Source organism: Pigmentiphaga sp. H8, from assembly GCF_003854895.1.
Classification (GTDB): Bacteria; Pseudomonadota; Gammaproteobacteria; order Burkholderiales; family Burkholderiaceae_B; genus Pigmentiphaga.
Map to the genome: position 1 here is coordinate 3,977,384 of NZ_CP033966.1, position 24,406 is coordinate 4,001,789.

Below are 24,406 nucleotides of genomic sequence, written 5' to 3' on the forward strand. Positions count from 1 at the left end.
GGAGGCCGCCATGTCGTTCGAAAGCTGGCGCGGGGTGGTCGGCAACATCAAGCCCACGATGCGCCCGGGCGGCGTCGAGGAACTGGTGCGCATGCTGCCCGACGGAGTCGGATTGATCCCGCTGTTCCTGGACATCCGCGATGGCCGTGTCGCCACTTTCGAGAAGGCGATCGCGGCCTACGAACCGCAGGTCGCCCGCCTGGCCGAGGCCGGCGTCGACCTGATCCACCCCGAGGGAGCGCCGCCGTTCATGGTGCTGGGCCGGGACGGCGAGACCGAGCTGATCGCGCGTTGGGAACGCGACTACGGCGTGCCGGTCTTCACCTCCGGCACCAACCACGTGCGGGCGCTGCGCGCGCTGAACGTCAAGCGCTTCATCGGAGCCACCTATTTCACCGGCGAGGTCAACGGCCATTTCAGCCGCTACTTCGAGCACGCGGGTTTCGAGGTCATGGCCATGGAGGGCATCGACGTGCCCTTCGAGCGAGTCGGCGACCTGTCGCCGCAGCAGGTCTACGCCCACATCAAGAAGGCGTTCCTGAAGCATCCGCACGCCGAAGCCATCTACCTGCTGGGATCGGGATGGCGCGTGCTAGAGGTGGTCGAGCTGCTGGAGGCGGATCTGGGCGTACCGGTGGTGCATCCCGTGCCGGCGCGCTGCTGGGAAATCCAGCGCCGGCTGCGCATCCATGCGCCGCGAACCGGCTACGGCCAGTTGCTGCGCGAACTGCCCGCCGGCTGAGCGGGCCCCGAGGAGGAGACATGGAAATGCGGCTTGCCGGCATGGCTTTGTGCCTGGCCTGTCTGGTACCCAGCACTGTGACGGCGTATCCCGACAAGGCGGTGAAGGTCATCGTTCCCTATCCGCCGGGCGGCTCGGTGGATGCCACCGCACGCGCCGTCTCGCGCGCACTCTCGGTGGCATGGAAAAAACCCGTGATCGTAGAAAACCATGCCGGCGCGGGGGGCAACATCGGCGCCGAACTGGTATCGCGCGCCGAACCCGACGGCCACACGCTGCTGTTCGCCGCGCCCGGGCCGCTGGCGATCAACAAGAGCCTGTACGAGGCGCTCCCGTTCGACCCCGAAAAACTCACCCCCGTATCCATCGTCACGCAAAGCACCACCGTACTGCTACTGCGCCCCGGACTGGACATCGGCTCGGTCGGCCAGTTGATCGAGCGTGCCCGCGCCCGTCCGGAAGCGTTCACCTATGCGTCCAGCGGCGTAGGCTCCACCTCGCATCTGGCGGGAGAATTGTTCAAATCGATGGCGGGCATACAGCTCCTGCACGTGCCTTACAAAGGCAGCGCTCCGGCACTGGCCGACGTGCAGGCAGGGCACGTGGACATGGTCTTCGTCGAACTCAGCACCGCGCTCAATCCCGTCCGCGAGAAGCAGGTGCGCGCGCTGGCCATCGGCAGCGCGCAGCGCGAAGCTGTTCTGCCAGACGTGCCGACCATGGCCGAGACGCTGCCCGGCTACCTGTCGACCACCTGGTTCGGCCTGACCGCCCCGCCGGGAACATCCCCCGCCATCGCGGCGCACATCGCCGACGCGGTCGCACAGGCGCTGCGGCAGCCCGACGTGGCGCAGCGCCTGGCCGGACTGAACGTGCGAACCATCGGCAACCAACCGGCCGAAGCGGCCGCCTTCATAAAGAACGAACGCGAACGCTGGAGCCGGGTATTGCGCGCCGCCGGCATCCGCGTACGCGAATGACACCGTCTATGGAGCATCGACATGGGAGCATCGACATGAAAGTCAGCCAACCCCGGAATCGGGAAGCCAGCATGTACGGATACCGTGCCCGCATCGGCTATACCTCGCCGATGGCAGCCACGGAAACCTTCCCGTACGAGTTCTATCGGATGGCACCCGCTGGCGTCACGCTGGTTCTGTCCACCCTGGCTGTGCTGGAACGCAGCCGCGACGAGGTCGACCGCAGCTACGACATGAGCCTGCGTGCCGCGCGCGAACTGGCGCGCGTGGGGGTGGACGTGCTGGTGTTGGGCGGCGTGCCGATCAACCTGTCCCGCGGCAGCGACGTGGCGGGCCTGATAGGCGAGGTCGAGCATGACATCGGCGTTCCGGTGGTGACCAGCATCACCGCGCAACTGGACGCGCTGCGGCGCCTGCAAGCGCGGCGGGTCGGCATCGTGCATCCGTTCACCGCCGACCAGGACGCGAAATTCGCCAGCTACCTGGAACCGCATGGTTTCGAGCGGCTGGCCGTGCTGGGCGGAGGCCATGCCGGCCCCGAGGTGGGACGCGTACCTCGCGACCGCGTGCGCCACTTGGCTCGCCAGTTGCTGGAGCGCGAACCGGACCTGGATACCTTGTGGCTGCCGTGCCCGCACTGGGCGGTGGCCGAATCGCTCGACCCGATCGAACAGGAGTTGGGAGTAGGCGTGGTGGGTGCCTTGCAGGCCATCCTGTGGCAGGCCTTGCGCCGCTGCGGCGTGAACGATGCCATCCCGGGCCACGGGCGGCTGCTGCGCGACGATCCCGCCGCCGCCGGGGAGAACCAATGATCGACCGCCTGCTGCTGTCCGTTCTGCTGGCCTGCTCCCTGCCCGCCTGGGCCGACGGCTATCCCGTCAAACCCATCCGCCTGGTCATACCCTATGCCCCCGGCGGCACCACCGACACGCTGGCGCGCATCGTCGGCAAGGGGCTGCTGGCTCGCTGGGGGCAGCCGGTGATACCCGACAACCGCAGCGGCGCCGCCGGCAATATCGGTGCCGAGGCCGTCGCCAAGGCGCCGGCCGACGGCTATACGCTGATGCTGTCGGCGGCCGGACCGCTGGCCGTCAACAAGGGGCTGTACAAGAGCCTGCCCTACGATCCGGATGCCTTCGTGCCGGTCTCGATCATTGCACGCAGCCACAGCCTGCTGGTGGTGCATCCGGACAAAGGGCGCAATAGCCTGGCCGAGTTGATCGCCGAAGCGCGCGCCCGTCCGGACAAGCTCACCTACGCATCCAGCGGCATCGGCTCCACGCCGCACCTGGCCGCCGAACTGTTCAAATCCATGTCCGGCACCCACATTGTCCACGTACCATACCGTGGCGTCGCACCGGCCCTGACCGACTTGGTGGCAGGGCACGTGGATATGATGTTCGTGGAAATGGGCGCTGCGCTGCCCTACGTGCGCTCGGGCCAGTTGCGCGCGCTGGCGTTGGGCAGCGATACGCGCAAGCCCGCGCTGCCCGACGTCCCTACCGTGGCCGAGACGTTGCCCGGCTTCCTGTCGGTGACCTGGTTCGGCTTGGCCGCGCCCCCCGGCACGCCGCCGGCGGTAGCCGGACGGCTGGCACTCGCCACGGACGAACTGCTGCGCGAGCCCGAGGTTCGTCGGCAGATCGAATCCCTGAACATCGAAGCGGTCGGCGGCACGCCTGCCCAGGCCGTGTCCTTCATCCGGCAGGAAAGCAGCCGCTGGTTGAACGTACTGGCCCAGGCCGGTATTCACGCGCAGGAATGACCGGCCCTGCCGGCACCACCAACGAGGAGGAAGAAAGACAATGAAAAAAACCTGGCTCATCCCGCTGCTGTCGGCGGCCATGCTGGCCTGTACGCTCCCGGCCCAGGCCCAGACCTACCCGGCCAAACCGGTGAAATTCATCGTGCCCTATCCGCCCGGCGGCACGACGGACGTCCTGGCGCGCGCTGTCGCCAAGGCGCTGTTCGCCAAGTGGAACCAGCCTGTCGTGATCGAGAACCATGGCGGGGCTGGCGGGAACATCGGAGCCGAGATGGTCTACCGTGCCGATCCGGACGGCTACACCCTGCTGTTCGCCTCGCCCGGTCCCCTGGCGATCAACAAGGACCTGTACGCCAAGGTCGGCTACGAACCCGAGAAATTCGTGCCGATCTCCATCGTCGCCGACGTGCCCAACGTGCTGGTGACCGGCAAGCGGCTGAAGATCCAGTCGGTGCAGGCCCTGATCGAACTGGCCCGCAAGGAGCCCGGCAAGCTGAACTACGCCTCGCAGGGCAACGGCAGCACGTCGCACCTCAGTGCCGAGATGCTCAAGTCCATGGCCGGCATCAACATCGTGCACGTCCCCTACAAGGGCAGTTCACCAGCGCTGACCGGCCTGATCAGCGGCGAGACGGACATGATGTTCGTGGAGCTGAGTTCGGTGCTGCAACATATCCGTGCCGGCACGCTGCGGCCGCTGGCGGTGGCCGGCGAGCGCCGCGATCCCCTGCTGCCGGATGTGCCGGCCATGTCGGAACAGTTGCCTGGCTTCGTGTCGACCACCTGGTTCGCGATGGTCGCGCCGCCCCGCACCCCGCAGGCCGTCGTCGACAAGCTGTCGGGCGACGTCGCGGCGGCCATCAAGACCCCCGAGCTGGCCAAGCTCATGGCCGACATCAATCTGCAGGCGGGCGGCACCGACTCCGCCCAGACCCAGGCCTTCCTGGCGCGCGAGCGCGAGCGGTGGAGCAAGGTGATCAGGATGACGGGGGCACAGGTGGAGTGACGGCGTCCGGCCCCGGCCGTCAGCCGTCGCCCCACACCTCCCGCGCCGTCTCTAGCACCAGCCTGAGCTTGTCCCGCTGGGCCGCCACGGCGATGTCATTGCCGTGCACCGTACTGGCGAAACCGCACTGCGGCGACAGCGCAAGCTGTTCCAGCGGCACATGGCGCGCGGCTTCGTCGATGCGTCGCTTCAGGTCGTCCTTGGACTCCAGTTCGCCGAACTTGGTGCTGACCAGGCCGAGCACGGCGATCTTGCCCTTGGGCAGGAAGCGCAACGGGCGGAAATCGCCGCTGCGGTCGTCGTCGTATTCGAGGAAATAGGCGTCGACGTTCATCTCGGCCAGCAGGGCCTCGGCCACCGGTTCGTAGCCGCCGCTGGCGGCGAAGGTGCTCTTGAAGTTGCCCCGGCACAAATGGATGGCCAGGACCATGCCTTCGGGCTTGTGCGCCGCGACCTTGTTGATGAACCGGGCGTAGCGGTGCGGCAGTTCGTCGGGGTCGTCGCCCCGGCCGGTGGCCGCAGCGCGCATGCGGGCGTCGCACAGGTAGGCCAGGTTGGTGTCGTCGAGCTGCACGTAGCGGCAGCCGGCCGCCGCCAGCGACTTCAGTTCGTCGCCATAGGCGCGCGCGACGTCGTCATAGAAGTCGGGGTCGAGCTCGGGATAGTGCCGGGCGCTGATCCCGGCTCGGCCACCGCGAAAGTGCAGCATGGTCGGCGATGGGATCGCCACCTTGCCGACGCTGCCGGGCGACAACTGGCCTTGCAGGTATTCGAAATCGGTGCGCTGGATGTCGGCCACGTGTCGCACCTTGTCGACCACGGAGATGACGGGCGGCGCGAGTTCGGTCTTGCCGTCGGACCGCTGCACCGCGACCGGCTCGCCGCTGGACACGCCGCCCAGCCGGCGCAGGAAATCGACGTGGAAGTAGGTCCGGCGGAACTCGCCGTCGGTGATGCTTTTCAGGCCGACGTCTTCCTGGAACTTGACGATCTCGGCGATGGCTCGGTCTTCGACGCGCCGAAGTTCATCAGCCGTGATTTCGCCCTTGGCGTGATGGTCGCGCGCCTCGATCAGGTAGGCGGGACGCAGAAAGCTGCCGACGTGGTCGGCGCGGAACGGGGGGTTCAAGGGCAGGCTCATGTTCTTAGCTCGCTTCGCCGCGCAAGGTCCGGGCGGCGGCCACCATGTTGGTCAGCGCCGGGATGACCTCGGCCCATTGGCGGGTCTTCAGGCCGCAGTCCGGATTGACCCACAGGCGCTCGGCCGGCACGCGCTCGGCCGCCTTGCGCATCAGTTGCACGATGTGCGCCTGGGTCGGGATGTTGGGCGAGTGGATGTCGTACACGCCCGGCCCGATCTCGTTCGGGTACTTGAAATCGTCGAACGCATCCAGCAGTTCCATGTCGGACCGCGAGGTCTCGATGGTGATGACGTCCGCATCCATGTCGGCGATGGCCTGGATGATGTCGTTGAACTCCGAATAGCACATGTGGGTGTGGATCTGGGTCTCGTCGCGCACGCCGTTGGCGGTGATGCGGAAGGACTCCACCGCCCAGTCCAGGTATTCCTGCCATTGCGCGCGGCGCAGCGGCAGGCCTTCGCGCAGCGCGGCCTCGTCGATCTGAATCACGCTGATGCCGGCACGCTCCAGGTCCAGGACTTCTGCGCGGATGGCCAGCGCGAGCTGGTAGCACGAGACCGAGCGCGGCTGGTCGTCGCGTACGAAGGACCAGTTCAGGATGGTGACCGGTCCGGTCAGCATGCCCTTCATCGGCTTGTCGGTCAGCGACTGGGCGTACTTGATCCAGGCGACGGTCATCGGGTCCGGGCGGCTGATGTCGCCGAACAGGATGGGCGGCTTCACGCAGCGGGACCCGTAGGACTGCACCCAGCCGAACTGGCTGAACACATAGCCTTCGAGCTGTTCGCCGAAGTATTCGACCATGTCGTTGCGCTCGGCTTCGCCGTGCACCAGCACGTCCAGGCCCAGGGCTTCCTGTTCGCGCACGCTGCGGCCGATCTCGGCCCGCATGGCGGCCAGGTAGCCGGCCTCGTCCAGCGCGCCGGCCTTGTACTGGCTGCGCGCCAGGCGGATCTCGGCGGTCTGCGGGAACGAACCGATGGTCGTGGTCGGGAAGGCCGGCAGTTTCAACAGAGCCGCCTGCTTCGCGGCCCGCTCGGCGTAGGCGTGCTGGCGGCGCCCCATATTGGCGGCCAGGCGGGCGACGGCTTCCTTGACGGCCGGATTGTGCACGCGCGGCGACGCGCGCCGCGCCTCGATCGCGTCGCGATTGGCGCGCAACGCCGCCTGGGCGGCGCTGCGCCCCTCGCGCAGCGCGACGGCCAGCACCTTCAGTTCTTCGAGTTTCTGCAGCGCGAAGGCCAGCCACGGCTTGACCTCGGCATCCAGCTTCTGCTCGCTGTCCAGGTCCACCGGCACGTGCAGCAGCGAGCACGACGGCGCGATCCACAAGCGTTCGCCCAGTTGCGCGGCCACCGGCGCCAGCCAGTCCAGCACGCCGTTCAGGTCGGTCTTCCAGATGTTGCGGCCGTTGATCACGCCCAGCGACACCACGCGATCGGCCGGCAGGCCGGCGATCAGCGGTTCGACTTCGGCGCGCGCGTTGACCGCGTCCAGGTGCACGCCCTGCACGGGCAGCTCGCACACCAGCGGCAGGTTCTCCTGGAGCTGGCCGAAGTACGTAGCCAGCAGCAGCTTCGCCGGGCCACCGGCGAACGCGGCGTAGGCGGTGCGGAAGGCCTCGCGCCAGGCGGGGGCCAGTTCAGTGACCAGCACCGGTTCGTCGATCTGCACCCATTCGGCCCCCTGGGCGGCCAGCGTGGCCAGCAGCTCGACGTAGGCCGGCAAGAGGCGCGGCAACAGCGCGAGCTTGTCGGAGTCGTCCTTGGCCTTACCCAGCCACAGGTAGGTGACGGGACCGATGACGACGGGCTTGGCCTTGACGCCCTGGACGCGGGCCTCGGCCAGTTGTTCGACGTAGCGCGAGGCGTCCAGCCTGAACGTCGTGTCGACCGTGAACTCCGGGACGATGTAGTGGTAGTTCGTGTCGAACCACTTCGTCATTTCGCCGGCGGCAACCCCGCCGCAGCAGGCGGCGTGCGCATCCGCGGATTCGGCCGAACGGCCGCGCGCCACGCGGAAGTAGTTGTCCAGCGCATCGCCATGGAAATCTTGCACGCGCGAGGGCAGGTTGCCCAGCGTGAAACTCATGTCGAGCACCTGGTCGTAGAACGCGAAATCGCCAACGGGCGCCAGGTCCAGCTCCTTCTGGCTGGCCCAGTTCAACTGGCGCAGCTGCGCGCCGAGCGCCTTCAGTTCGTCGCGCGCGGACTCGCCCTTCCAGTAGCGCTCGAGCCCGAACTTCAGCTCGCGCTTGGCGCCTATGCGCGGAAAACCGAGATTGTGAGTGGTGACCATGTGACCTGCCATCCGATGAATGAGTACGCGAAACGACGCGGGAAGGCAGTCATGATAGGGACATCCATCAATGAAATAAAATGGCATTATTTCATTTATCCATTATATTTATTCATTCATTGCCGGGTAGGGCCTTCATGCTTGAACGCATACACCTCGTCATCATCCGGGAAGTCGATCGCCAGGGATCGCTGACCGCGGCCGCCGGCACGCTGCATCTGACGCAGTCCGCGCTCAGCCATACCGTCAAGAAGATCGAACAGCAGCTCGGCACGCCCATCTGGGACCGCGAAGGCCGCAGCCTGCGGCTGACCCAGGCCGGCCAGTACCTGCTCTCGCTTGCCGAGCGGCTGCTGCCGCAATTCGAGCACGCCGAATCGCGCATGAAACAGTACGCCGCGGGCGAACGCGGCACCCTGCGCATCGGCATGGAGTGCCACCCGTGCTACCAGTGGCTGCTCAAGGTGGTTTCGCCCTACCTGGCGCGCTGGCCCGACGTGGACGTGGACGTCAAGCAGCGCTTCCAGTTCGGTGGCATAGGCGCCCTGTTCGGCTACGACATCGACATACTCGTCACGCCCGATCCGCTCAAGCGCCCCGGCCTGCGCTTCGACCCGGTGTTCGACTACGAGCAGGTGCTGGTCGTGGGGGAAGACCATCCCTTGGCGGCGCAGCGCTACGTCAAGCCCGAGCAGCTCGTGGACGAAACGCTGATCACCTATCCGGTCGAGACCGACCGACTGGACATCTACAACCAGTTCCTGCGCCCCGCCGGCGTCGCGCCGCGCCGTCACAAGACCATAGAAACGACAGACATCATGCTGCAGATGGTGGCCAGCAACCGCGGGGTGGCGGCCTTGCCGCGCTGGCTGGCCGAGGAATACGCCGACCGCATGCCCGTGGCCAGCGTGAAGCTGGGCAGGGACGGCATCGCCAAGCAGATCTTCCTGGGCACGCGCGAGGCCGATGCCTCGATCGACTACCTGGCTTCGTTCGTGGCCTACGCACGGGCCTCGATGGCGCAGGCGCCGCGCCCGAGACGCTAAGACCTCGCCGATTGCTTGGGATAGTGTTACAAAATGCTTCCGAAACAATCAACAAGAGGATAGTCGCATGTTCGCCCCCGATTTCCCGGCTTTCCGCCTCTTGGCGGCCCGCCTGCGATCGGCCTTCGCCATCGCGGCGCTGGCCCTGCTCGTCGTCAGTTGCGGGGGGTCCGGCAGCCAGCCCGCCGCCAAGGCCGACGTCACCCTGCTCGTCTACATGATGGGCACCAATCTCGAAAGCGAGGACGGCTCGGCCACGGGCAACATCGACGAGATGCGGAGCGTCGCGCCCAGCGACCGGGTCAACGTCGTGCTGGCCACCGGCGCCGCCGACAAGGACGGCTGGCGCACCGTCCAGCGCAAGCGCGTGCGCGGCCAGCAGGTCGACGTGCTGGACGATCTGGGCAACGTGGACATGGGCAGCGCCCAGACCTTGCAGGACTTCGTGTCCTGGGGCATGAAGGCCTACCCGGCCGAGCGGACCATGCTGGTGCTATGGGACCACGGCGGCGGCCCCAACCGCGGCATAGGGTCCGATCCCTTCACCCACAACTCCCTGTCGCTGGACGACATACGCAGCGCCATCGCCCCCGCCACGCAGGCCGCCGGGCGCAAGCTCGCGCTGGTCGGCTTCGACGCCTGCCTGATGGGATCGGTCGAAGTCGCCCAGGCAATGGCTCCCTACGCCGACTACATGATCGGATCTCAGGAACTCGAACCCGGCGCCGGCCAGGACTGGGCCGCGCTGCTGTCGCACCTGACCCGCTCTCCCACCGACAGCACCGCGGCCTTCGGCCGCACCATCGTCGATGCCTTCATCGCCAAGCAATTGAAGGACGACGCCGACGCCGAGGCCACGCTGTCGCTGATCGACCTCGGCCGGATAGACGGCGTGGGCGCGGCGCTCGCGGACATTGCCGCCACGCTGAACGGACAACTGACCGCCGATCCGGTGCAGACCTGGCTCGACATCGCCGACGCGCGCGCCCGGGCCTTCCTCTTCGGCTCCGTCCTGCTGTCCGCCGGGCCCGCGGAACTGGTCGATCTGGGCATGTTCAGCTGGGGCAGCCTCAGGCTGGCCGACGGGCAGCGGGAGCGGCTGACGCAGGCCCTGGAACAGGCGGTGGTTCATCAGAAACACACGGCAGCCTTCTCCAACCTCGCCGGCCTGACCTTCTACCTGCCCCAGCGCGTGGCCGAGACCTCGGCCGACACGAAGACCTACACGTCGCTGTCCTTCGTCTCCGAGACCCAGCGCGCCTTCATCCGGCAGCATTCCGACATCGGCACCGACAACACCCGGCTGCCGCTGCCCGCCGTAGGCATCATCGACTGGCACGACGGCACCCCGCTGGCCCCGACCTCGGTCCAGGCGCCGTTGAACGCCGTGAACCGCGCACTCGTGGCCCAGGACTTCGCCGCGGTCCAGAACGCCGCCGGCTGGATCACCGCCCTCAAGCCGCTAACGGACGGCACCGTCGACCAGCTCGTCGATCCGGCCTTCATGCAAGGCTGGTTCCGGCTGGACGCCGCCGGCACGCCCGTCTACTTCTCCGCGCTGCCGGACGGCATGCGCTTCGCGGTCGACTCCCCCGAGAACTTCCTGATCCCCGTCACCCTGCGCAACGACGCTCCTGACGACAACGTTCCCGCCGACGACCCGCGCCGCCTGCAACGGGGCCTGCTGATCGTGTCGGACGCCGCGAAACCCGGCGTACTGCGCATCACCGGATTCCTGAATGCCCTGGGGAACAATGACTCCGCTGGTGTGGCACGTCCGCAAGGCGTACCACGCCAGGCCTCGGTGCAACCCCTCTGGCTGGCCCGAAACAAAAGCAACCTCGGGCGCTGGTTTCCGCCGCCGGCCACCGACGCGGTGCCGTTCGTGCCGGTCATCGACAAGCAGCAAATCTCCCGTGGCACGCGCGACCAACTGCCCTCGGGCACCCACGCCCGCCTGGGTATCGTCGACGTCCGGGGCTGGATCAGCCTGGATACGGCGTCCTACTAGCAGGCGGCCGTGTGGCGGCCTTGGCCAACGCGCCCAAGGCCGCCACGGTCATTCCATCTTGAAGTCTATGGCGGCCAGCATCGTCTTCCAGCGGCCATCGGTCTCGCGAATGTCGCGCGCGAAATCGGCCGCGTTCAGCCACTGGACTTCGACACCGCTGTTGACGAAGTCCTCTCGCACATTCGGCAAGGCCATCACGCCACGCGTGGCTTCGGCCAGCCGGGCCACCGTGGACGGCGCCATGCCGGCCGGCCCGATCAAACCCAGCTCGGTGCCGATGTCCATGCCCTGCACGCCCATCTCGGCCATGGTCGGCAGGTCGGGGAATAGCGCGCTGCGCTTGAGCGCGACCACGCCCAGCAGTCTCACCTTGCCGGTCTTGGCCAGCGCCACCGCCCCCGAGGACGACGCGAACTGCAGGTGCACGCGTCCCGTGATGAAGTCCTTGGCCACGTCGTTGGCCCCCTTGTAGGGCACATGAACCATGTCGATCTGAAGTTGGCGCGCCAGCATCTGGCCGAAGATGTGCGCGGCGGTGCCCATCCCTTGCGACACGTAGTTGAGTTGACCGGGATGGGCCTTGCCGTACGCCGCCAACTCGCGCGTATTGGTTGCGGGAATGGAGTTGTGCAGCACCAGCACGGTCGGGCCTAGCGCACACTGCGCCACCGGCGTGAAGTCGCGGAAAGCATCGTAGCGGGCGGCCCGCACCGTATGTGGCAACTGTGCGATGGTGGAACTGGGCGTATACATCAGCGTATGCCCGTCGGGCACCGCCCTGGCGACCTCCGTCGCCGCGAGTATGGTACCGGCGCCTGGCCGGTTCACCACGACCACGGGCACGCCAAGACTGGGGCTCAGGAACCGCGCAAGCAGTCGCGCCTGCATGTCCGTCCCGCCTCCCGCCGGATAACCCACGGTCAGGCTGATCGGACGGCCCTCCACGGGAAAGTCGGCCGCGAAGGAAGGTCTGGCCAGGGCCGTGCCCGCCAGCGCCAGCAACAGCCGGCGCCGATCGATGACGAGATCGCTCATGCAAGGTCTCCGATTGATATCAGGTCATGCACGATAGCCATCGCGGTCGACGTGCCGCTTTGCTGTGCAGCCACCAAGGTGTAGGGAATGCCGGCGCGGATGTCGCCGGCCGCGTACACGCCCGCGATCGAGCTGCGCCCTGTCGGGCCGCAGACGACGCGGCCCGCCCCATCCAGTTCCACCAGACCGTCCAGGAAGCCGCTGGCGGCCCGCAACCCCGCATAGATGAAAACGCCAGAGACCGGTACCGATTGTTCCGCTGCTCCCGAACGGATGCGAACACCGGTGACACCGTTGCCGCCCTCGATCGCGGTCACCCTGGCGCGCCGCAGCAGACGCACGTTGCCGCACTCGCTCAGCGCATCCATCAGATAAGCCTGGGCGTGCGGCGCCTCGCCCTCGAAGACCAGCGTGACCTCGCTGGCGTATCGTGCCAGCACGACGGCCTCGCCCACCGCGGAATCGCCGCCTCCCACCACGCACACCGGTTCGCCGCGAAACAATGGACCGTCGCATGCAGCGCAGTGCGATACGCCGCGCCCCTCGAGCGCATCTTCGCCAGGCACCCCGAGCGCGCGCCGCGACGAGCCGGCGGCCACCAGCACGGCGCGCGCCATGATGCTGCCGGACTCGCCCTGGACCTCCAGGCGCGCGCCGGCACCAGCGGCCTGGATCCGCGTCACGGAGTCCAGCCGAAACCGGACGCCTGCCTCTTCCGCGACCGCCTGGAGCGCGGGGCCAAGCTCGAAGCCGGCAATGCCCCCGGGGTAGTCCGGGTAGTTGGCGATGCGCTCCACGGCCATGACCTGGCCTCCGGCTCCCACGCGCTCGATCACCAGCACCTCCAGGCCCCGGCGCGCGGCATGCGTGGCGGCGGCCAGGCCGGCGACGCCTGCCCCAATGACCACGAGATCGGTCTGATCCATGCCTGCGGTCCTAGCGCCAGTCGTCCACCGAGACGGTCGCGCGATGCAACGCGCCCATCATCTGCCAGTAGCCGTTGGCCTCGCCGCCGACCACGACCACATGGATGTCGTGCTCCTCGAAAATGCGCACCGGCGCGTCGTCGGGCAGACCCACGTAGCGAGCCTTGGGGGATTCGGACTCTCCGAACGTGGCCTTGGAATAGACGTAGTTCTGCACCAGTTGCAGGTCCCAGTAGCGGCCGGCCGGCATCTCGGCGGCCTCGTGCAGCCAGCGCACCAGCTTGGCCTTGGTATCGAAGCCGCCACGGTCGATGAACTGCTGCGCGGTAATCGGATCGAGCAGCAACACCGGCCCGGTAATCGAATCCGTGCCCAGAAGCATGTCCTTGACGTGCTCCTTCCAGTAGGTCTTGCGCAGGCCCAGACTGAAGGTGGTCGAACGGCACCCGTGGAACACCGTCACGGTGCTGGCGCCCCGGTCGAAGCCCTTGTCCACGTGCAGCGGCTGCCACGGGCTGCGCTCCTCGTTCTCCGCGAAGGTGATGCCGTTGTAGGTGTAGTTGTTGCCCAGCGACCCCATGAAGGTCTCACCCGGCACCGAACCGCCCTGCAGGTTCTGTGACAGCAGCCCGTACGCTCGGCCAATGGTCGCGTTGGCATGGTTGTAGGGCCCCATGGCGCCGATGCCGCAGTTCATGCCGATCTCGTGGCGCACCGGACCGTTGACCACGCTCATTACCGAAGCGGAGCTCGACGTGCTGCCGCGAGCCGACACCCCGGTGGAAGCCAGAGCCAGGATGACCGGGAAATACTCGGGCCGGGCGCCGGCCATCACGGCGTTGACGGCGACCTTCTCGACCGTATATTCCCATAGGCCGCGATTGGCCGTGGGCTGCATGCGCCCCACCACCTCGTCGGGCCCGCGGCGGGTGCCCGCCAGCATGGCCGCCACGCGCTCTTGCGTGGGCAGCACGATGGGCAGGTGGTCGGTCCATCCGTTGCGTTCGAACAGCGCGTGCAGGTTTTCCTCGGCGTCCGGCTGCTCGAACCGCGGCGCATCGCGTGCATAGGGCTCGTCGCCCGCTTCGCTGGCAGCAAGGCCGCGCGTGAGGCCCTCGACGATCTCCTGCATCACGGGTCGGCCGGTATAGGGATCCTTGCCTTCGACGTAGGCGCGCAGTTCGGATTCGCTCTTGCCCATCACCGGCTGCGGCACGAAGACCATCGGCGACTGGATCAGCCCTCCCATGCGCGCGACCGACTGCGCGATCTTCACGAACATGTCCGTGTAGATGGCCACGGTGGGAACACCATATTGCGTCTCCAGCGTAATCGCATGGGTCGCAACCGCTGGCGTGCATGTGCTGCAATGGCCCACGCCAATGATGGCGGCGTGGCCCTTTTCCCGGATCTCACTCCAAAGCTGCGGGTCGTCCTTGCCGTAGTAGCTGGACATCTGGCGCAGTTCGGTGCGCACGCCTGGCATCCGGGCGGCAAACCACGCCTGCACTTGCTTGAGCAGTTCGACGGAATCGTCAAACTTGCTGTCGATCAAATAAACAGTCCTGCCGTCCAGGCTCGCCGGGCGCGGCGCCGGTTGCTTGCGGTGGATCCTGGGCGCGTAGCCGACCGGATTATGGACAGTAAGCAAGGCGGGCGATTTGACGGAGGTAAGCATGACGGGTTTTATTTCCAGAATTCCGCAGCGCCGAGGCGTTGCGGTTAACAGTGGTTGATGCGATTATTTTCTCGAGCGCGCGGCCCGGCAATTGAAAAGAAAATCGTCACTGTTAACCACGGGTTAATACCCAGCGGCGGGATGGAGCCACCATGAACTTACGCCAGATGGAGGTCTTCCGGGCCGTGATGCTGACGGGCGGCGTCAACAGCGCGGCGCAGTTGCTGCACGTCTCGCCGCCGGCGATCAGCAAGGTACTGGCGCAAGCCGCGCGGTCCAGCGGCCTGGTGCTGTTCGAGAACGTGCGGGGCCGGCTGATACCCACGCCAGAGGCCCAGCAGCTCTATGACGAAGTCACTGGCTTGTGGGACAGGGTCGAGAAAGTCCGCGACATGACGCAGCAGCTGGCGCAACCGACACGTGCCGTGCTCAAACTGACGTGTACGTCCAACGTCGCGCAATTCCTGGTGTCGCGTACCATCGCGCGCTTGTACATGCGGTATCCGCACCTGAAATGCCGGTTGCAGGTGACGTCGCCCGAGCTCGTCAACCAGTTGCTGCTGGAGCGTTCGTTCAACCTGGGGGTCGCCCTCGAGGCTCACGAGCACCCGAACCTGGAAGTCTTGAAAGGCTACCGTTGCGGACTCGCCTGCATCATGCGGGCCGACCATCCCCTGGCGAAACGCAAATCCATCAAACCCGCCGATCTGGCGGGCGAGCGCATCATCGCATCTCCCGAGAGCACGCCGTTCGGGCAGACGCTGCGCCGGGCCTTCGGGGCTGCGGCCGCCCGCATGCACATCGACTTCGAATGCGGCAGTTCTGCCACCGCCTGCTGGTTTGCGCAGGCCGGAGTCGGTATCGCGGTGGTGGATCTCGCGGGCGTTTCGGGTGGTCAGCTGGAGGGCCTGGAAGTGCGGCCGTTCCGATCACCCGAGACCCTGTCGGTAAGTATCCTGCGTAACCGCTACCGGCCGATGTCGGTAGTGGAACGCGCGTTTGCCGAGGAGTTCGATACGGTCTGGGCGCAGGTTTCGCCGACCTAGTCAGCCATGCGCGACCGGCCTCCCCTACCAGTGCGCATCCCCATCGCTACCACCGGCCGCCCGCGCCGCCGCCTCCGCTGGACCCACCCCCGAAACTGCTTCCCGAGCTGCCGCCCCCGGAACTCCCGCCCCCGCCTCCCGAACCGGAACCGGAGCTGCTGCGGCTGGCCAGTGCGGCCAGCGTCACCATGCCCAGCGATACGGCGTGGTTGCAGAAGGCACACGTCCGCATGCGTTCGCCCACCCCGGTCGAGGTCTGTGTGGCCCGCTGGCGGACCTTGATGGCGGGAGGGGCCAGGGTCTGTCCATGGCATTTCGGACACACCTCGTATTTCGCGATCTTCTCGCCGTCGAACGCCGCGATGTGCGTACGGCCGGTTTCCTCGTTCAGCCAGATCTCGTAGGACTTGGCGCCCAGCTTTTCTTCCGCCAGCTGCTGCCGGCTCAGATACGCATCGAGTTTCGCGGGCTTGAGCGCATCGCGGTTCAAGCGGGACCACTTCCCCGTGCCGTCTGGCGGGGTATCCCGCAGGCGGGCACGCTTCCTGTTCCTTCCAAGATCGTAGTAGGCCTTGTAGGACAGGGGCGAGAGCAGCAGCGGCAGCAGGGTCAGGCGCGTGAACGCGACGCTCATGTCCAGGCCGGTTTTCGGATCCTTGGTGCTTTTCTTGAGGAACTGCGCCGACCCGGAGTAATGGAACAGGAGCACGAAGGTTCCGAACGCGGCCAGGAAGTATGGCAGGTTGTCGACCCGGTACACGCGCTCCACGACGTCCAGGATCACGAATGCAAACAGGCTCAGGAACAGGAGCAGCAGGAAGGTGAACAGGGCGAACCAGAAGGCATGGCCCCGGTAGCGCGTGCGCTTGATGCCGAATTTCTTCAGGACGCGCCTGCGCGCCAGGCTGATCCAGCCGAAACCGGCGGCGAATATCGCCAGCACCCAGGCTGCCCGCTCCAGCGCCGCGGCGTGGCGGTTCCAGAAGGTGGGCTGATACGCCTCGAGGTTCGCCAGCTCCAGGGCATGATCGGGCGACAGGAACACGCTTTCGATCGCCTTCGCGGCGGCCAGCACGGCCATGTCGGTATTGCCGAGCTTCAGGTAGGGAACCAGGTAGGTCTCGCCGATCTGCTTGAGCAGGGCATCGGGAAAGATGCCTTCCAGCCCGTAGCCGCTGATGAAGCGATACTCCCGCCGGTCCATGCCCAGGAACAGCAGCAGGCCGTTGTCGCTGCCCTGCTTGCCGACGCCCCAGTGGTTGAACAGATCCAGCGCGAAGCTGAAATCGCTGGCCCCCTGGTAGTCGCCTACGACCACGATGGCGAACTCGCTGCCGCTGTTCCGTTCGATGCCGGCACTGATCGCGTCCAGCTTCGCGACGGTATCGCCGCTCAGGTGGCCGTCGGGGTCGCTGACGTAGTGGTCGCTGCCCTGGCTCTTCGGGTTGGGGACGGCCGGGACGGAATATTGCGCGTAGGCGTTCAGGACGCCAAGGAGGCCGGCCAGGGCGGCAATCAGGACGATGAGTTTCTTGTACATTCCTTTTCCCGAATGTACCCCACCGCCCTGCCAGCGCGGCCGGCACCGTGTCCGGATGCCGGCACGTACGCGGGAAGACTCAGCCGAAGCGGCCGGTAATGTAGTCTTCCGTCGCCTTCTTGGTCGGCTTGATGAAGATCTGGTCCGTCACGCCGAATTCGACCAGTTCACCCAGGTACATGTAGGCAGTGTAGTCGGAACAGCGCGCCGCCTGCTGCATGTTGTGGGTGACGATGACCACCGTGTAGTCGTTCTTCAGTTCGGCGATCAGTTCCTCGATCTTGGCCGTGGAGATCGGGTCCAGCGCGGAGCAGGGTTCGTCCAGCAGCAGGACCTCGGGCTTGATCGCGATGCCGCGCGCGATGCACAGGCGCTGCTGCTGCCCGCCCGACAGGCTGTGGCCGCTCTGGTGCAGCTTGTTCTTGGCCTCTTCCCACAGCGCGGCCTTGGTCAGCGCCCATTCCACGCGCTCGTCCATCTCGCCCTTGCTCAGGTTCTCGAACAGACGCACGCCGAAGGCGATGTTGTCGTAGATGCTCATCGGGAACGGCGTGGGTTTCTGGAACACCATGCCGACCTTGGCGCGAATCAGCGAGATGTCCATTTTCGAGGTCAGCAGGTTCTCGCCGTCCATGTTGATCTGGCCTTCGGCGCGCTGTTCGGGATACAGCTCGAACATGCGGTTGAAGGTGCGCAGCAGCGTCGACTTGCCGCAACCCGACGGGCCGATGAAGGCCGTGACCTGCTTCTCGGGGATCTGCATGCTGACGTTGCGCAGGGCGTGGAATTTCCCGTAGTAGAAGTTCAGGTTCTTGACTTCCAGCTTGGGATTCGAAATGTTGGCGATGTTTTCCATGGCGTGTCCGATTTGTCGCGGGCGTCAGGCGGCCTGTTTGCGGAACATGATGCGAGCAATGATGTTGATGGCCAGGACCAGCAGCGTGATCAGCGTCGCGCCGGCCCAGGCCAGGCGCTGCCAGTCGGCGAAGGGGCTCATCGCGAACTGGAAGATCGTGACGGGCAGGTTGGCCATGGGGGCGTTCATGTTGAACGACAGAAACTGGTTGTTCAGCGCGGTGAACAGCAGCGGCGCGGTCTCGCCGGCGATGCGGGCCACGGCCAGCAGGATGCCGGTGACGATGCCCGAGCGCGCGGCGCGATAGCACACCATGGTGATCATCTTCCAGTGCGGGCAGCCCAGCGCGATGCAGGCCTCGCGCAGGCTGTTGGGCACCAGCTTGAGCATGTCGTCGGTGGTGCGGACCACGACCGGGATCACGATCACGGCCAGGGCCAGCGTGCCCGCCCAGCCCGAGAAGTGCTGGATGCGCGCGACGAACACGGTGTAGATGAACAGGCCGATCACGATCGACGGCGCCGACAGCAGCACGTCGTTGATGAAGCGCGTGGCCGGGGCCAGCCAGCCGCGCTGGCCGTATTCGGCCAGGTAGGTGCCGGCCAGGATGCCGATGGGCGTGCCGATCAGCGTGCCCATGCCGGCCATCATGATGCTGCCCACCAGCGCGTTGAGCAGCCCCCCGCTCTGTCCGGGAGGCGGCGTGATCTCGGTGAACAGCGCGGGCGAGATCGCCGCGGCGCCCTTGGACAGCAGCGTCAGGATGATCCAGAACAGCCAGAAAAGACCGAACACCAGGGCGACCGCCGACAGGGTCAGCATGACCTTGTTGGTCAGCCGGCGGCGGCGGTAGACCGTGTTCTGCATGGTGATGACGGACATCGCGGCTCCTTAGGACCGGGCGCCTTCGCTCTTCGCCAGGCGCAGCAGCAGAAGCTTCGAGCAGGCGAGCACGATGGTGGTGATGAGGAAAAGGATCAGGCCCAACTCGATCAGCGCCGACAGGTGCACGTCGTCGGAGGCCTCGGCGAACTCGTTGGCCAGCGACGAGGCGATCGAGTTGCCCGGCGCGAACAGCGAGCCGGACAGCCGGTAGGCGTTGCCGATGACGAAGGTGACGGCCATGGTCTCGCCCAGCGCGCGGCCCAGCCCCAGCATGATGCCGCCCACGGCGCCGACCTTGGTGAACGGCAGCACCACGCGGGAGACGACCTCCCAGGTGGTCGCGCCCAGCCCGTAGGCCGATTCCTTCAGCATGGCCGGCACGAGCTCGAACACGTCGCGCATCACGGCGGTGATGAAGGGGATGATCATCACGGCCAGGATGATGCCGGCGGTGAATACGCCTATGCCGAAGGCCGGCCCCTGGAACAGGATGCCCGCGCCCGGGATGTTGCCCAGCGTGGCGATCAGGAAGGGCTGCACGTATTCCTTGAACAGCGGAGCGAAAATGAACAGGCCCCACATGCCGTAGATGATGGAGGGAATGGCCGCCAGCATTTCGACCGCCGTGCCCAGCGGCCGGCGCAGCCAGGTGGGCGACAGCTCGGTCAGGAACAGCGCGATGCCGAACGACACCGGCACCGCGATCAGCAGCGCGATGGCCGAGGTGACGAGCGTGCCGACGATGGGCACCAGCGCGCCGTATTCATTGTTGACCGGGTCCCATTCCGAGGACCACAGGAACGAGATGCCGTACTTCTCGAGCGTGATCTGGCTGCCCACGACCAGCGACACCAGGATGGCGGCCAGCAGGCTCAGCACGGCAAAGGCGAAGAACCGGGTCAGGTTCTTGAACAACGCGTCCATGGCCGCGTTACGGTTTTTCTTCATCGGGGGCGTATTCCCGGTAGTAGTCGGCTCGGAGGAAGAATTTCCTCGAATCTCGCCCGAAATGTTATCAAGGACCGCGCTCATGGGGGTTTCCGGAAAGGGAGACAGGTCGAGCCAGAGGGCCTGGAAACGCGAAAAACGGGGCGGACGACTCCGCCCGGCCCCGTTTCACGCCACTATGGCACCTCGGCGGATCAGTACAGCGACTTGCCGCTGGTGTCCTTGATGTCGGACTTCCACAGCGAGCGGATCTGCGTCGTTACCGCGTCGGGCAGCGCCACGTAGTCCAGCTCGGAAGCCGATTTCTTGCCGTTCTTGAAGGCCCAGTCGAAGAACTTCAGGACTTCGGCGCCTTGCGTCGGCTTGTCCTGCGCCTTGTGCATCAGGATGAAGGTGGCGCTGGTGATGGGCCAGCTCTTGTCGCCCGGCTCGTTGTTCAGGATCACGCCCATGCCCGGCGCGCTCTTCCAGTCGGCGTTCGCGGCGGCGGCGGCGAAGGCGGCCTCTTCCGGCTGAACGAACTTGCCGTCCTTGTTCTGGACCTGGCCGTGCGACAGCTTGTTCTGCTTGGCGTAGGCGTATTCGACGTAGCCGATGGCGCCGGCGAACTGCTTGACGTAGTTGGCGACGCCTTCGTTGCCCTTGCCACCCTGGCCGGCGGGCCACTTGACGGCCTTGCCTTCACCCACGGACGACTTCCAGTCGGCGGAAACCTTGGACAGGTAGTTGGTCCAGCCGAAGGTCGTGCCCGAACCGTCCGAACGGTGGACGACGATAATGTCGGCGGCGGGCAGGTTCACGCCGGGATTCAGCTTGGCGATGGCCTCGTCGTTCCACTTCTTGACCTTGCCCAGGTAGATGTCGGCCAGCAGCGCGCCGGTGAACTTCAGTTGGCCGGGCTGGATGCCTTGCAGGTTGACGACGGGAACGATGCCGCCGATCACGGCGGGGAACTGCACCAGGCCGTTCTTTTCCAGGTCGGCGCCGCTCATGGGATCATCCGAAGCGCCGAAATCCACTGTCTTGGCGATGATCTGCTTCTGGCCGCCGCCCGAACCGATGGACTGGTAGTTCACGGTGTTGCCCGTGGCGGCCTTGTAATCCGAGGCCCACTTGGCGTAGATGGGGTAAGGGAACGACGCGCCGGCACCGGTGATATCGGCGGCGTGCGCGGACAACGCGGCAACGCCCAGCACGACGCCCACCGAAACTTGCTTGAATACGAGTTTGAACATTTGCAGGTCCTCTGCTTTTGTGGGAGGTAAAGCTCACGACGGCGTCAGATTACGTAGCAAATATGACATGACCATGACAGAACACATGACGGTCATGGAGCGAGCATGTAGAATCAGGAACGATTCTCATTCAAATCCATGATATCCGCCCCGATGCCCGAACAATGGCATGTCCCCGCGATGACCGCCTCGCTGTCCATCAGCGGCGGTATATTGCGCGCGGATCACGACCAGGCCATTACCGAGCAGAATGAAGCCGGATTGAAGCTGGTCCTGCTGCTGGGCGGGGAACTGCGTTACTCGATGCAAAAACACCGGCAGGTGGGCTTGAAGGGCCCTGCGGTCCACCTCAGTCTGAGCCGCAGCCCGTTCACGGTCAGCCATGCCTTCCATGCCGCCTCGCCGCTACGCTACGTGGCCGTGCGCATGCCCGAGGAAGCGCTGCAGCAAGGCCTGGACCTCGACATAGGCCGGCATGCCCGCCAGCGCAACGGTGCCGATGCCCCGTTCTTCCTCGACCAGCAGGCCAACCGGATCCTGCAGGCCCTGGGCCGGCAATTGCTGGCCTGCCCCCTGCGCGGGAACCTGCGCGACCTCTACCTGGCCGGCAAGGCCCTGGAATTGACCGCTACCGTGCTGGCCGGCCTGGAACTCGCGCCCGCCGCCGAACCATCCCAGGCCGATGCGCTCAAGCTGTCGCCGCGCCAGCTCGACGCACTGCACGAGGCTCGCGCGCGACTGCTCGAGCAGCTTTCCGAACCGCCTGGCCTGGCGGCCCTGGGGCGCCAGGTCGGCTTGAACGTGACGACGCTCACGCGCGGGTTCCGGGCCCTGTTCGGCTGCAGCGTCTATCAGTTCGTGCGCGACCAGCGCCTCGAACTCGCCTATCGCATGCTGGCCGCCGGCCGGTGCACCGTGGCCCAGGCCGCGTCCGCCGCCGGCTACAGCGACTCGCACTTCTCCAAGGCTTTCCAGAAACGCTTCGGCCTCGCGCCGCGCGGACTTCGCCGCTAGCCTAGCCGGATACGCCCGACCGCCAGATTGATACCGGCAATCGCCAATTCGTACCCGTCTCCCTTCCTAGAATTGATGAGATTGATTCTCAATTCAAAAAAAGGGAGAGGGTCTTCGTGGATACCCGCAAGCCATTTCATGCCCGCCAGGGCGCCTTCCACCCCGGCCTGGCCCGCACCGCCCTCGCCTCGGCCATCCTGCTGCTGGGCGCGAGTGCCCATGCCCAGGCCGCCCCCGAGCCGCCGGCCAGCACGCTGCCCGCGGTCACCGTCACGGGCGGCGCGGACACGCCGTCGTCACTGCTCAAGACGTCGCAGTCCGCCAGGGAAACGCCGCAGTCGGTCACGGTCATCGACCGCGAGCGCATGCAGCAGCAGAACCTGCAGACGCTGGAAGAAGTGCTGCAGCAGGCACCCGGGATCACCGTCCAGCCCTATCAGCAACTCACCACGGGTTACTACGCCCGGGGCTTCAAGATCGACTCCTTCCAGCAGGACGGCGTACCCGTGCTCATGGGCCAGACGGCCGGCGCGCCGGAGGACATGGGCATGTACGAACGGGTGGAGATCCTGCGCGGCGCCAACGGCCTGCTCCAGGGCACGGGCAACCCGGCCGCCACCGTCAACCTCGTCCCCAAACGGGCGCCGCGGCAGTTCGGCGCGCGCGGCGCGCTGACCGCCGGCAGTTGGAACCGCTACCGCGCCGAGGCGGACGTGGGCGGCCCGGTGAACGAAAGCGGCAGCCTGCGCGCAAGGATGGTCGCCAGCCACGAGGACCGCGATTTCTTCTACGACGTGGCGGGCCAGAAATCCACCAACCTGTACGGCACGGCCGAACTCGACCTCGGCCCCGACACCGTGCTTTCCTTGGGCGTCCATCACCAGCGCATCCGCTCCATCACCAACATGGCCGGGGTGCCCTTCTACCGCGACGGCGGCGACATCGGCCTGCCGCGCTCGACCTATCTGGATGTCGCCTGGGACCGCTTCAACTGGGACAACACGCGGCTGTTCGCCGGCCTGGAACATGCGTTCGACAACGGCTGGACGGCCAAGCTCAACGTCAACCACCTGACGGGCGAGGTCGACCTGAAATATGCCGGCGCCAATGGCGCGGTCGATCCCGCGACGGGCACCGGTCCGCGCCTGACGGGCGGCGCCTATGAATTCGAGAACCGACAGACCAGCGCCGACGGCTATCTGAATGGCCCGTTCACGCTGTTCGGCCGCAGGCACGAGGCACTGATCGGGGTCAACCACCTGCGCACCAGCACCGAGCAGTTCTCCGCCAGTTTCCTGACACCGATCGGCATGCCGGTGGATGTATGGAAATGGGATCCGCGCAGCGTGCCCGAACCAGCGGTCGGTCCCTACACGTCGCGCGGTCCGACGCGCATGGTCCAGTCGGGCATCTATGCGATGGGCCGGTTCTCGCTGGCCGACCCCCTGAAACTCATCTTGGGAGGGCGGGTGAGCCGCTGGAAGCAGGACACCTCTTCCGCCAGTTCCCGGCTCAGCAGCGAGTTCACGCCCTATGGCGGCCTGGTGCTGGACATCGCGCAGCGGTGGGCGCTCTACGCCAGCTACGCGCAGGTCTTCCAGCCCCAGACCCAGACCACGTGGGAAGGCGGCATGCTCGACCCGGTCCAGGGAAGCAACCGGGAGATCGGCATCAAGGGCGGCCTGCTGGACGGGCGGCTGGATGCCAGCCTGGCCCTCTTCAACATCCGGCAGCGCAACCGCGCACAGGCCGACCCCGCACATCCTTGCGCGGGGTCGGCCTGCTACTACGTCGCCGGCGGCGAGGTCGAGAGCCGCGGGATCGAGGCGGAAGTGAACGGCCAGGTCATGCCGGGGCTGGACCTGTCGCTGGGCTATACCTACAACGCCACGGAGTACCTGAAGGACGCCCAGTCGCAGGGGCAGCCCTTCGCCCGCTTCACGCCCAAGCACATCTTCAGGCTCTGGGCGAACACCGTGCTGCCCGGGAACGACGGCCGGCTCAGCGCGGGCGTGGGCATCCAGGCGCAAAGCGCCTACACCGTGCAGTCCGGCGGCGTAACCCTGCGCCAGGGCGGCTATGCCCTGGCCAGCCTGCGGATCGGCTACCGCATCAACAAACACATGAGCGCGGCGCTGCACGTCAACAACCTGTTCGACAGGCGCTACTACCAGAGTCTGTCCGGCACCAGTTGGAACAACCGCTACGGCGACCCCCGCAGCGTGGCGCTGACGCTGCGCGTGGAGTACTAGG

The 24,406-nt window shown here is 66.4% G+C and carries 20 protein-coding genes; 10 read left to right on the forward strand and 10 right to left on the reverse strand.

The window, feature by feature from the left end; genetic code table 11:
* The first annotated feature begins 10 nt into the window (after window positions 1–10).
* Genes EGT29_RS28510 through EGT29_RS18850 form a run of 5 tightly spaced genes read left to right on the forward strand, consistent with a single transcriptional unit; the run spans window position 11 to window position 4,493 of the window.
* Window positions 11–742 carry a hypothetical protein gene (locus EGT29_RS28510; protein WP_161567871.1) on the forward strand — a complete coding sequence of 244 codons (732 nt, stop codon included), beginning with the start codon at window positions 11–13 and terminating at the stop codon, window positions 740–742.
* A 20-nt stretch (window positions 743–762) separates the two neighbouring features.
* Window positions 763–1,722, forward strand: coding sequence for a tripartite tricarboxylate transporter substrate binding protein (locus tag EGT29_RS18835; protein WP_161567872.1), 960 nt, complete (start codon window positions 763–765; stop codon window positions 1,720–1,722).
* A 35-nt stretch (window positions 1,723–1,757) separates the two neighbouring features.
* Entirely contained in the window at window positions 1,758–2,534 is a 777-nt protein-coding gene (locus tag EGT29_RS18840) for a hypothetical protein (protein ID WP_124690414.1), read from the forward strand.
* Window positions 2,531–3,487 carry a tripartite tricarboxylate transporter substrate binding protein gene (locus tag EGT29_RS18845; protein ID WP_124690415.1) on the forward strand — a complete coding sequence of 319 codons (957 nt, stop codon included), beginning with the start codon at window positions 2,531–2,533 and terminating at the stop codon, window positions 3,485–3,487. Before EGT29_RS18840 ends, EGT29_RS18845 begins: the two co-directional genes overlap by 4 nt.
* A gap of 40 nt (window positions 3,488–3,527) precedes the next feature.
* Window positions 3,528–4,493: a tripartite tricarboxylate transporter substrate binding protein gene (locus tag EGT29_RS18850; protein ID WP_124690416.1), complete on the forward strand. Its 966-nt coding sequence runs from the start codon at window positions 3,528–3,530 to the stop codon at window positions 4,491–4,493.
* 19 nt (window positions 4,494–4,512) lie between these two features.
* On the opposite strand, the gene EGT29_RS18855 is transcribed toward EGT29_RS18850, so the two are convergent.
* Together EGT29_RS18855 and metE are read right to left on the reverse strand one after the other, a co-directional pair.
* On the reverse strand, window positions 4,513–5,634 hold the full coding sequence (locus EGT29_RS18855; RefSeq protein ID WP_124690417.1) for a 5-methyltetrahydropteroyltriglutamate--homocysteine S-methyltransferase: 1,122 nt from the start codon (window positions 5,632–5,634) through the stop codon (window positions 4,513–4,515).
* 4 nt (window positions 5,635–5,638) lie between these two features.
* Window positions 5,639–7,933, reverse strand: a complete 2,295-nt coding sequence (gene metE, locus EGT29_RS18860) for a 5-methyltetrahydropteroyltriglutamate--homocysteine S-methyltransferase (RefSeq protein WP_124690418.1) — start codon at window positions 7,931–7,933, stop codon at window positions 5,639–5,641.
* A 137-nt stretch (window positions 7,934–8,070) separates the two neighbouring features.
* Between metE and EGT29_RS18865 the strand changes: the two genes are divergently transcribed.
* Together EGT29_RS18865 and EGT29_RS18870 are read left to right on the forward strand one after the other, a co-directional pair.
* Window positions 8,071–8,979 (forward strand): LysR family transcriptional regulator, encoded by a 909-nt coding sequence (locus tag EGT29_RS18865; protein WP_124690419.1) that lies wholly within the window; start codon window positions 8,071–8,073, stop codon window positions 8,977–8,979.
* Between the two features lie 67 nt (window positions 8,980–9,046).
* Complete coding sequence (locus tag EGT29_RS18870) at window positions 9,047–10,990, forward strand: clostripain-related cysteine peptidase (protein ID WP_161567873.1); 1,944 nt, start codon at window positions 9,047–9,049, stop codon at window positions 10,988–10,990.
* Window positions 10,991–11,038: 48 nt separating this feature from the next.
* Here the strand turns inward: EGT29_RS18870 and EGT29_RS18875 are convergent, their stop codons facing one another.
* Genes EGT29_RS18875 through EGT29_RS18885 form a run of 3 tightly spaced genes read right to left on the reverse strand, consistent with a single transcriptional unit; the run spans window position 11,039 to window position 14,506 of the window.
* Window positions 11,039–12,025: a tripartite tricarboxylate transporter substrate binding protein gene (locus EGT29_RS18875; protein ID WP_124690421.1), complete on the reverse strand. Its 987-nt coding sequence runs from the start codon at window positions 12,023–12,025 to the stop codon at window positions 11,039–11,041.
* Entirely contained in the window at window positions 12,022–12,951 is a 930-nt protein-coding gene (locus EGT29_RS18880) for an NAD(P)/FAD-dependent oxidoreductase (protein WP_124690422.1), read from the reverse strand. The genes EGT29_RS18875 and EGT29_RS18880 overlap by 4 nt, the downstream gene beginning before the upstream one ends.
* Window positions 12,952–12,961: 10 nt before the next feature.
* A complete protein-coding gene (locus tag EGT29_RS18885; RefSeq protein ID WP_124690423.1) occupies window positions 12,962–14,506 on the reverse strand; it encodes a hypothetical protein in 1,545 nt (514 codons plus the stop codon).
* A gap of 275 nt (window positions 14,507–14,781) precedes the next feature.
* Between EGT29_RS18885 and EGT29_RS18890 the strand changes: the two genes are divergently transcribed.
* Window positions 14,782–15,675, forward strand: a complete 894-nt coding sequence (locus tag EGT29_RS18890; RefSeq protein WP_124690424.1) for a LysR family transcriptional regulator — start codon at window positions 14,782–14,784, stop codon at window positions 15,673–15,675.
* A gap of 46 nt (window positions 15,676–15,721) precedes the next feature.
* Here the strand turns inward: EGT29_RS18890 and EGT29_RS28400 are convergent, their stop codons facing one another.
* From EGT29_RS28400 to pstS, 5 genes are all read right to left on the reverse strand, one after another.
* Window positions 15,722–17,215: a YgcG family protein gene (locus EGT29_RS28400; RefSeq protein ID WP_152037108.1), complete on the reverse strand. Its 1,494-nt coding sequence runs from the start codon at window positions 17,213–17,215 to the stop codon at window positions 15,722–15,724.
* Between the two features lie 79 nt (window positions 17,216–17,294).
* A complete protein-coding gene (gene pstB, locus EGT29_RS18900) occupies window positions 17,295–18,071 on the reverse strand; it encodes a phosphate ABC transporter ATP-binding protein PstB (RefSeq protein WP_124690425.1) in 777 nt (258 codons plus the stop codon).
* A gap of 24 nt (window positions 18,072–18,095) precedes the next feature.
* Window positions 18,096–18,953 (reverse strand): phosphate ABC transporter permease PstA, encoded by an 858-nt coding sequence (gene pstA / locus EGT29_RS18905; RefSeq protein WP_238160097.1) that lies wholly within the window; start codon window positions 18,951–18,953, stop codon window positions 18,096–18,098.
* Window positions 18,954–18,962: 9 nt separating this feature from the next.
* Window positions 18,963–19,988, reverse strand: a complete 1,026-nt coding sequence (gene pstC / locus EGT29_RS18910; protein WP_124690426.1) for a phosphate ABC transporter permease subunit PstC — start codon at window positions 19,986–19,988, stop codon at window positions 18,963–18,965.
* Between the two features lie 110 nt (window positions 19,989–20,098).
* Window positions 20,099–21,139 (reverse strand): phosphate ABC transporter substrate-binding protein PstS, encoded by a 1,041-nt coding sequence (pstS, locus tag EGT29_RS18915; protein ID WP_124690427.1) that lies wholly within the window; start codon window positions 21,137–21,139, stop codon window positions 20,099–20,101.
* A 153-nt stretch (window positions 21,140–21,292) separates the two neighbouring features.
* Between pstS and EGT29_RS18920 the strand changes: the two genes are divergently transcribed.
* Complete coding sequence (locus EGT29_RS18920; protein ID WP_161567874.1) at window positions 21,293–22,153, forward strand: AraC family transcriptional regulator; 861 nt, start codon at window positions 21,293–21,295, stop codon at window positions 22,151–22,153.
* Window positions 22,154–22,269: 116 nt separating this feature from the next.
* Window positions 22,270–24,405, forward strand: coding sequence for a TonB-dependent siderophore receptor (locus EGT29_RS18925; protein WP_238160099.1), 2,136 nt, complete (start codon window positions 22,270–22,272; stop codon window positions 24,403–24,405).
* Window position 24,406: the final 1 nt, after the last annotated feature.

Excerpts from the sequence above, each read along its gene's own strand:
- EGT29_RS28510 (WP_161567871.1), top strand. The coding sequence starts at position 11 with ATGTCGTTCGAAAGCTGGCGCGGGGTGGTCGGCAACATCAAGCCCACG.
- EGT29_RS18835 (WP_161567872.1), top strand. The coding sequence starts at position 763 with ATGGAAATGCGGCTTGCCGGCATGGCTTTGTGCCTGGCCTGTCTGGTA.
- EGT29_RS18840 (WP_124690414.1), top strand. The coding sequence starts at position 1,758 with ATGAAAGTCAGCCAACCCCGGAATCGGGAAGCCAGCATGTACGGATAC.
- EGT29_RS18845 (WP_124690415.1), top strand. The coding sequence starts at position 2,531 with ATGATCGACCGCCTGCTGCTGTCCGTTCTGCTGGCCTGCTCCCTGCCC.
- EGT29_RS18850 (WP_124690416.1), top strand. The coding sequence starts at position 3,528 with ATGAAAAAAACCTGGCTCATCCCGCTGCTGTCGGCGGCCATGCTGGCC.
- EGT29_RS18855 (WP_124690417.1), bottom strand. The coding sequence starts at position 5,634 with ATGAGCCTGCCCTTGAACCCCCCGTTCCGCGCCGACCACGTCGGCAGC.
- metE (WP_124690418.1), bottom strand. The coding sequence starts at position 7,933 with ATGGTCACCACTCACAATCTCGGTTTTCCGCGCATAGGCGCCAAGCGC.
- EGT29_RS18865 (WP_124690419.1), top strand. The coding sequence starts at position 8,071 with ATGCTTGAACGCATACACCTCGTCATCATCCGGGAAGTCGATCGCCAG.
- EGT29_RS18870 (WP_161567873.1), top strand. The coding sequence starts at position 9,047 with ATGTTCGCCCCCGATTTCCCGGCTTTCCGCCTCTTGGCGGCCCGCCTG.
- EGT29_RS18875 (WP_124690421.1), bottom strand. The coding sequence starts at position 12,025 with ATGAGCGATCTCGTCATCGATCGGCGCCGGCTGTTGCTGGCGCTGGCG.
- EGT29_RS18880 (WP_124690422.1), bottom strand. The coding sequence starts at position 12,951 with ATGGATCAGACCGATCTCGTGGTCATTGGGGCAGGCGTCGCCGGCCTG.
- EGT29_RS18890 (WP_124690424.1), top strand. The coding sequence starts at position 14,782 with ATGAACTTACGCCAGATGGAGGTCTTCCGGGCCGTGATGCTGACGGGC.
- EGT29_RS28400 (WP_152037108.1), bottom strand. The coding sequence starts at position 17,215 with ATGTACAAGAAACTCATCGTCCTGATTGCCGCCCTGGCCGGCCTCCTT.
- pstB (WP_124690425.1), bottom strand. The coding sequence starts at position 18,071 with ATGGAAAACATCGCCAACATTTCGAATCCCAAGCTGGAAGTCAAGAAC.
- pstA (WP_238160097.1), bottom strand. The coding sequence starts at position 18,953 with ATGTCCGTCATCACCATGCAGAACACGGTCTACCGCCGCCGCCGGCTG.
- pstC (WP_124690426.1), bottom strand. The coding sequence starts at position 19,988 with ATGAGCGCGGTCCTTGATAACATTTCGGGCGAGATTCGAGGAAATTCT.
- pstS (WP_124690427.1), bottom strand. The coding sequence starts at position 21,139 with ATGTTCAAACTCGTATTCAAGCAAGTTTCGGTGGGCGTCGTGCTGGGC.
- EGT29_RS18920 (WP_161567874.1), top strand. The coding sequence starts at position 21,293 with ATGCCCGAACAATGGCATGTCCCCGCGATGACCGCCTCGCTGTCCATC.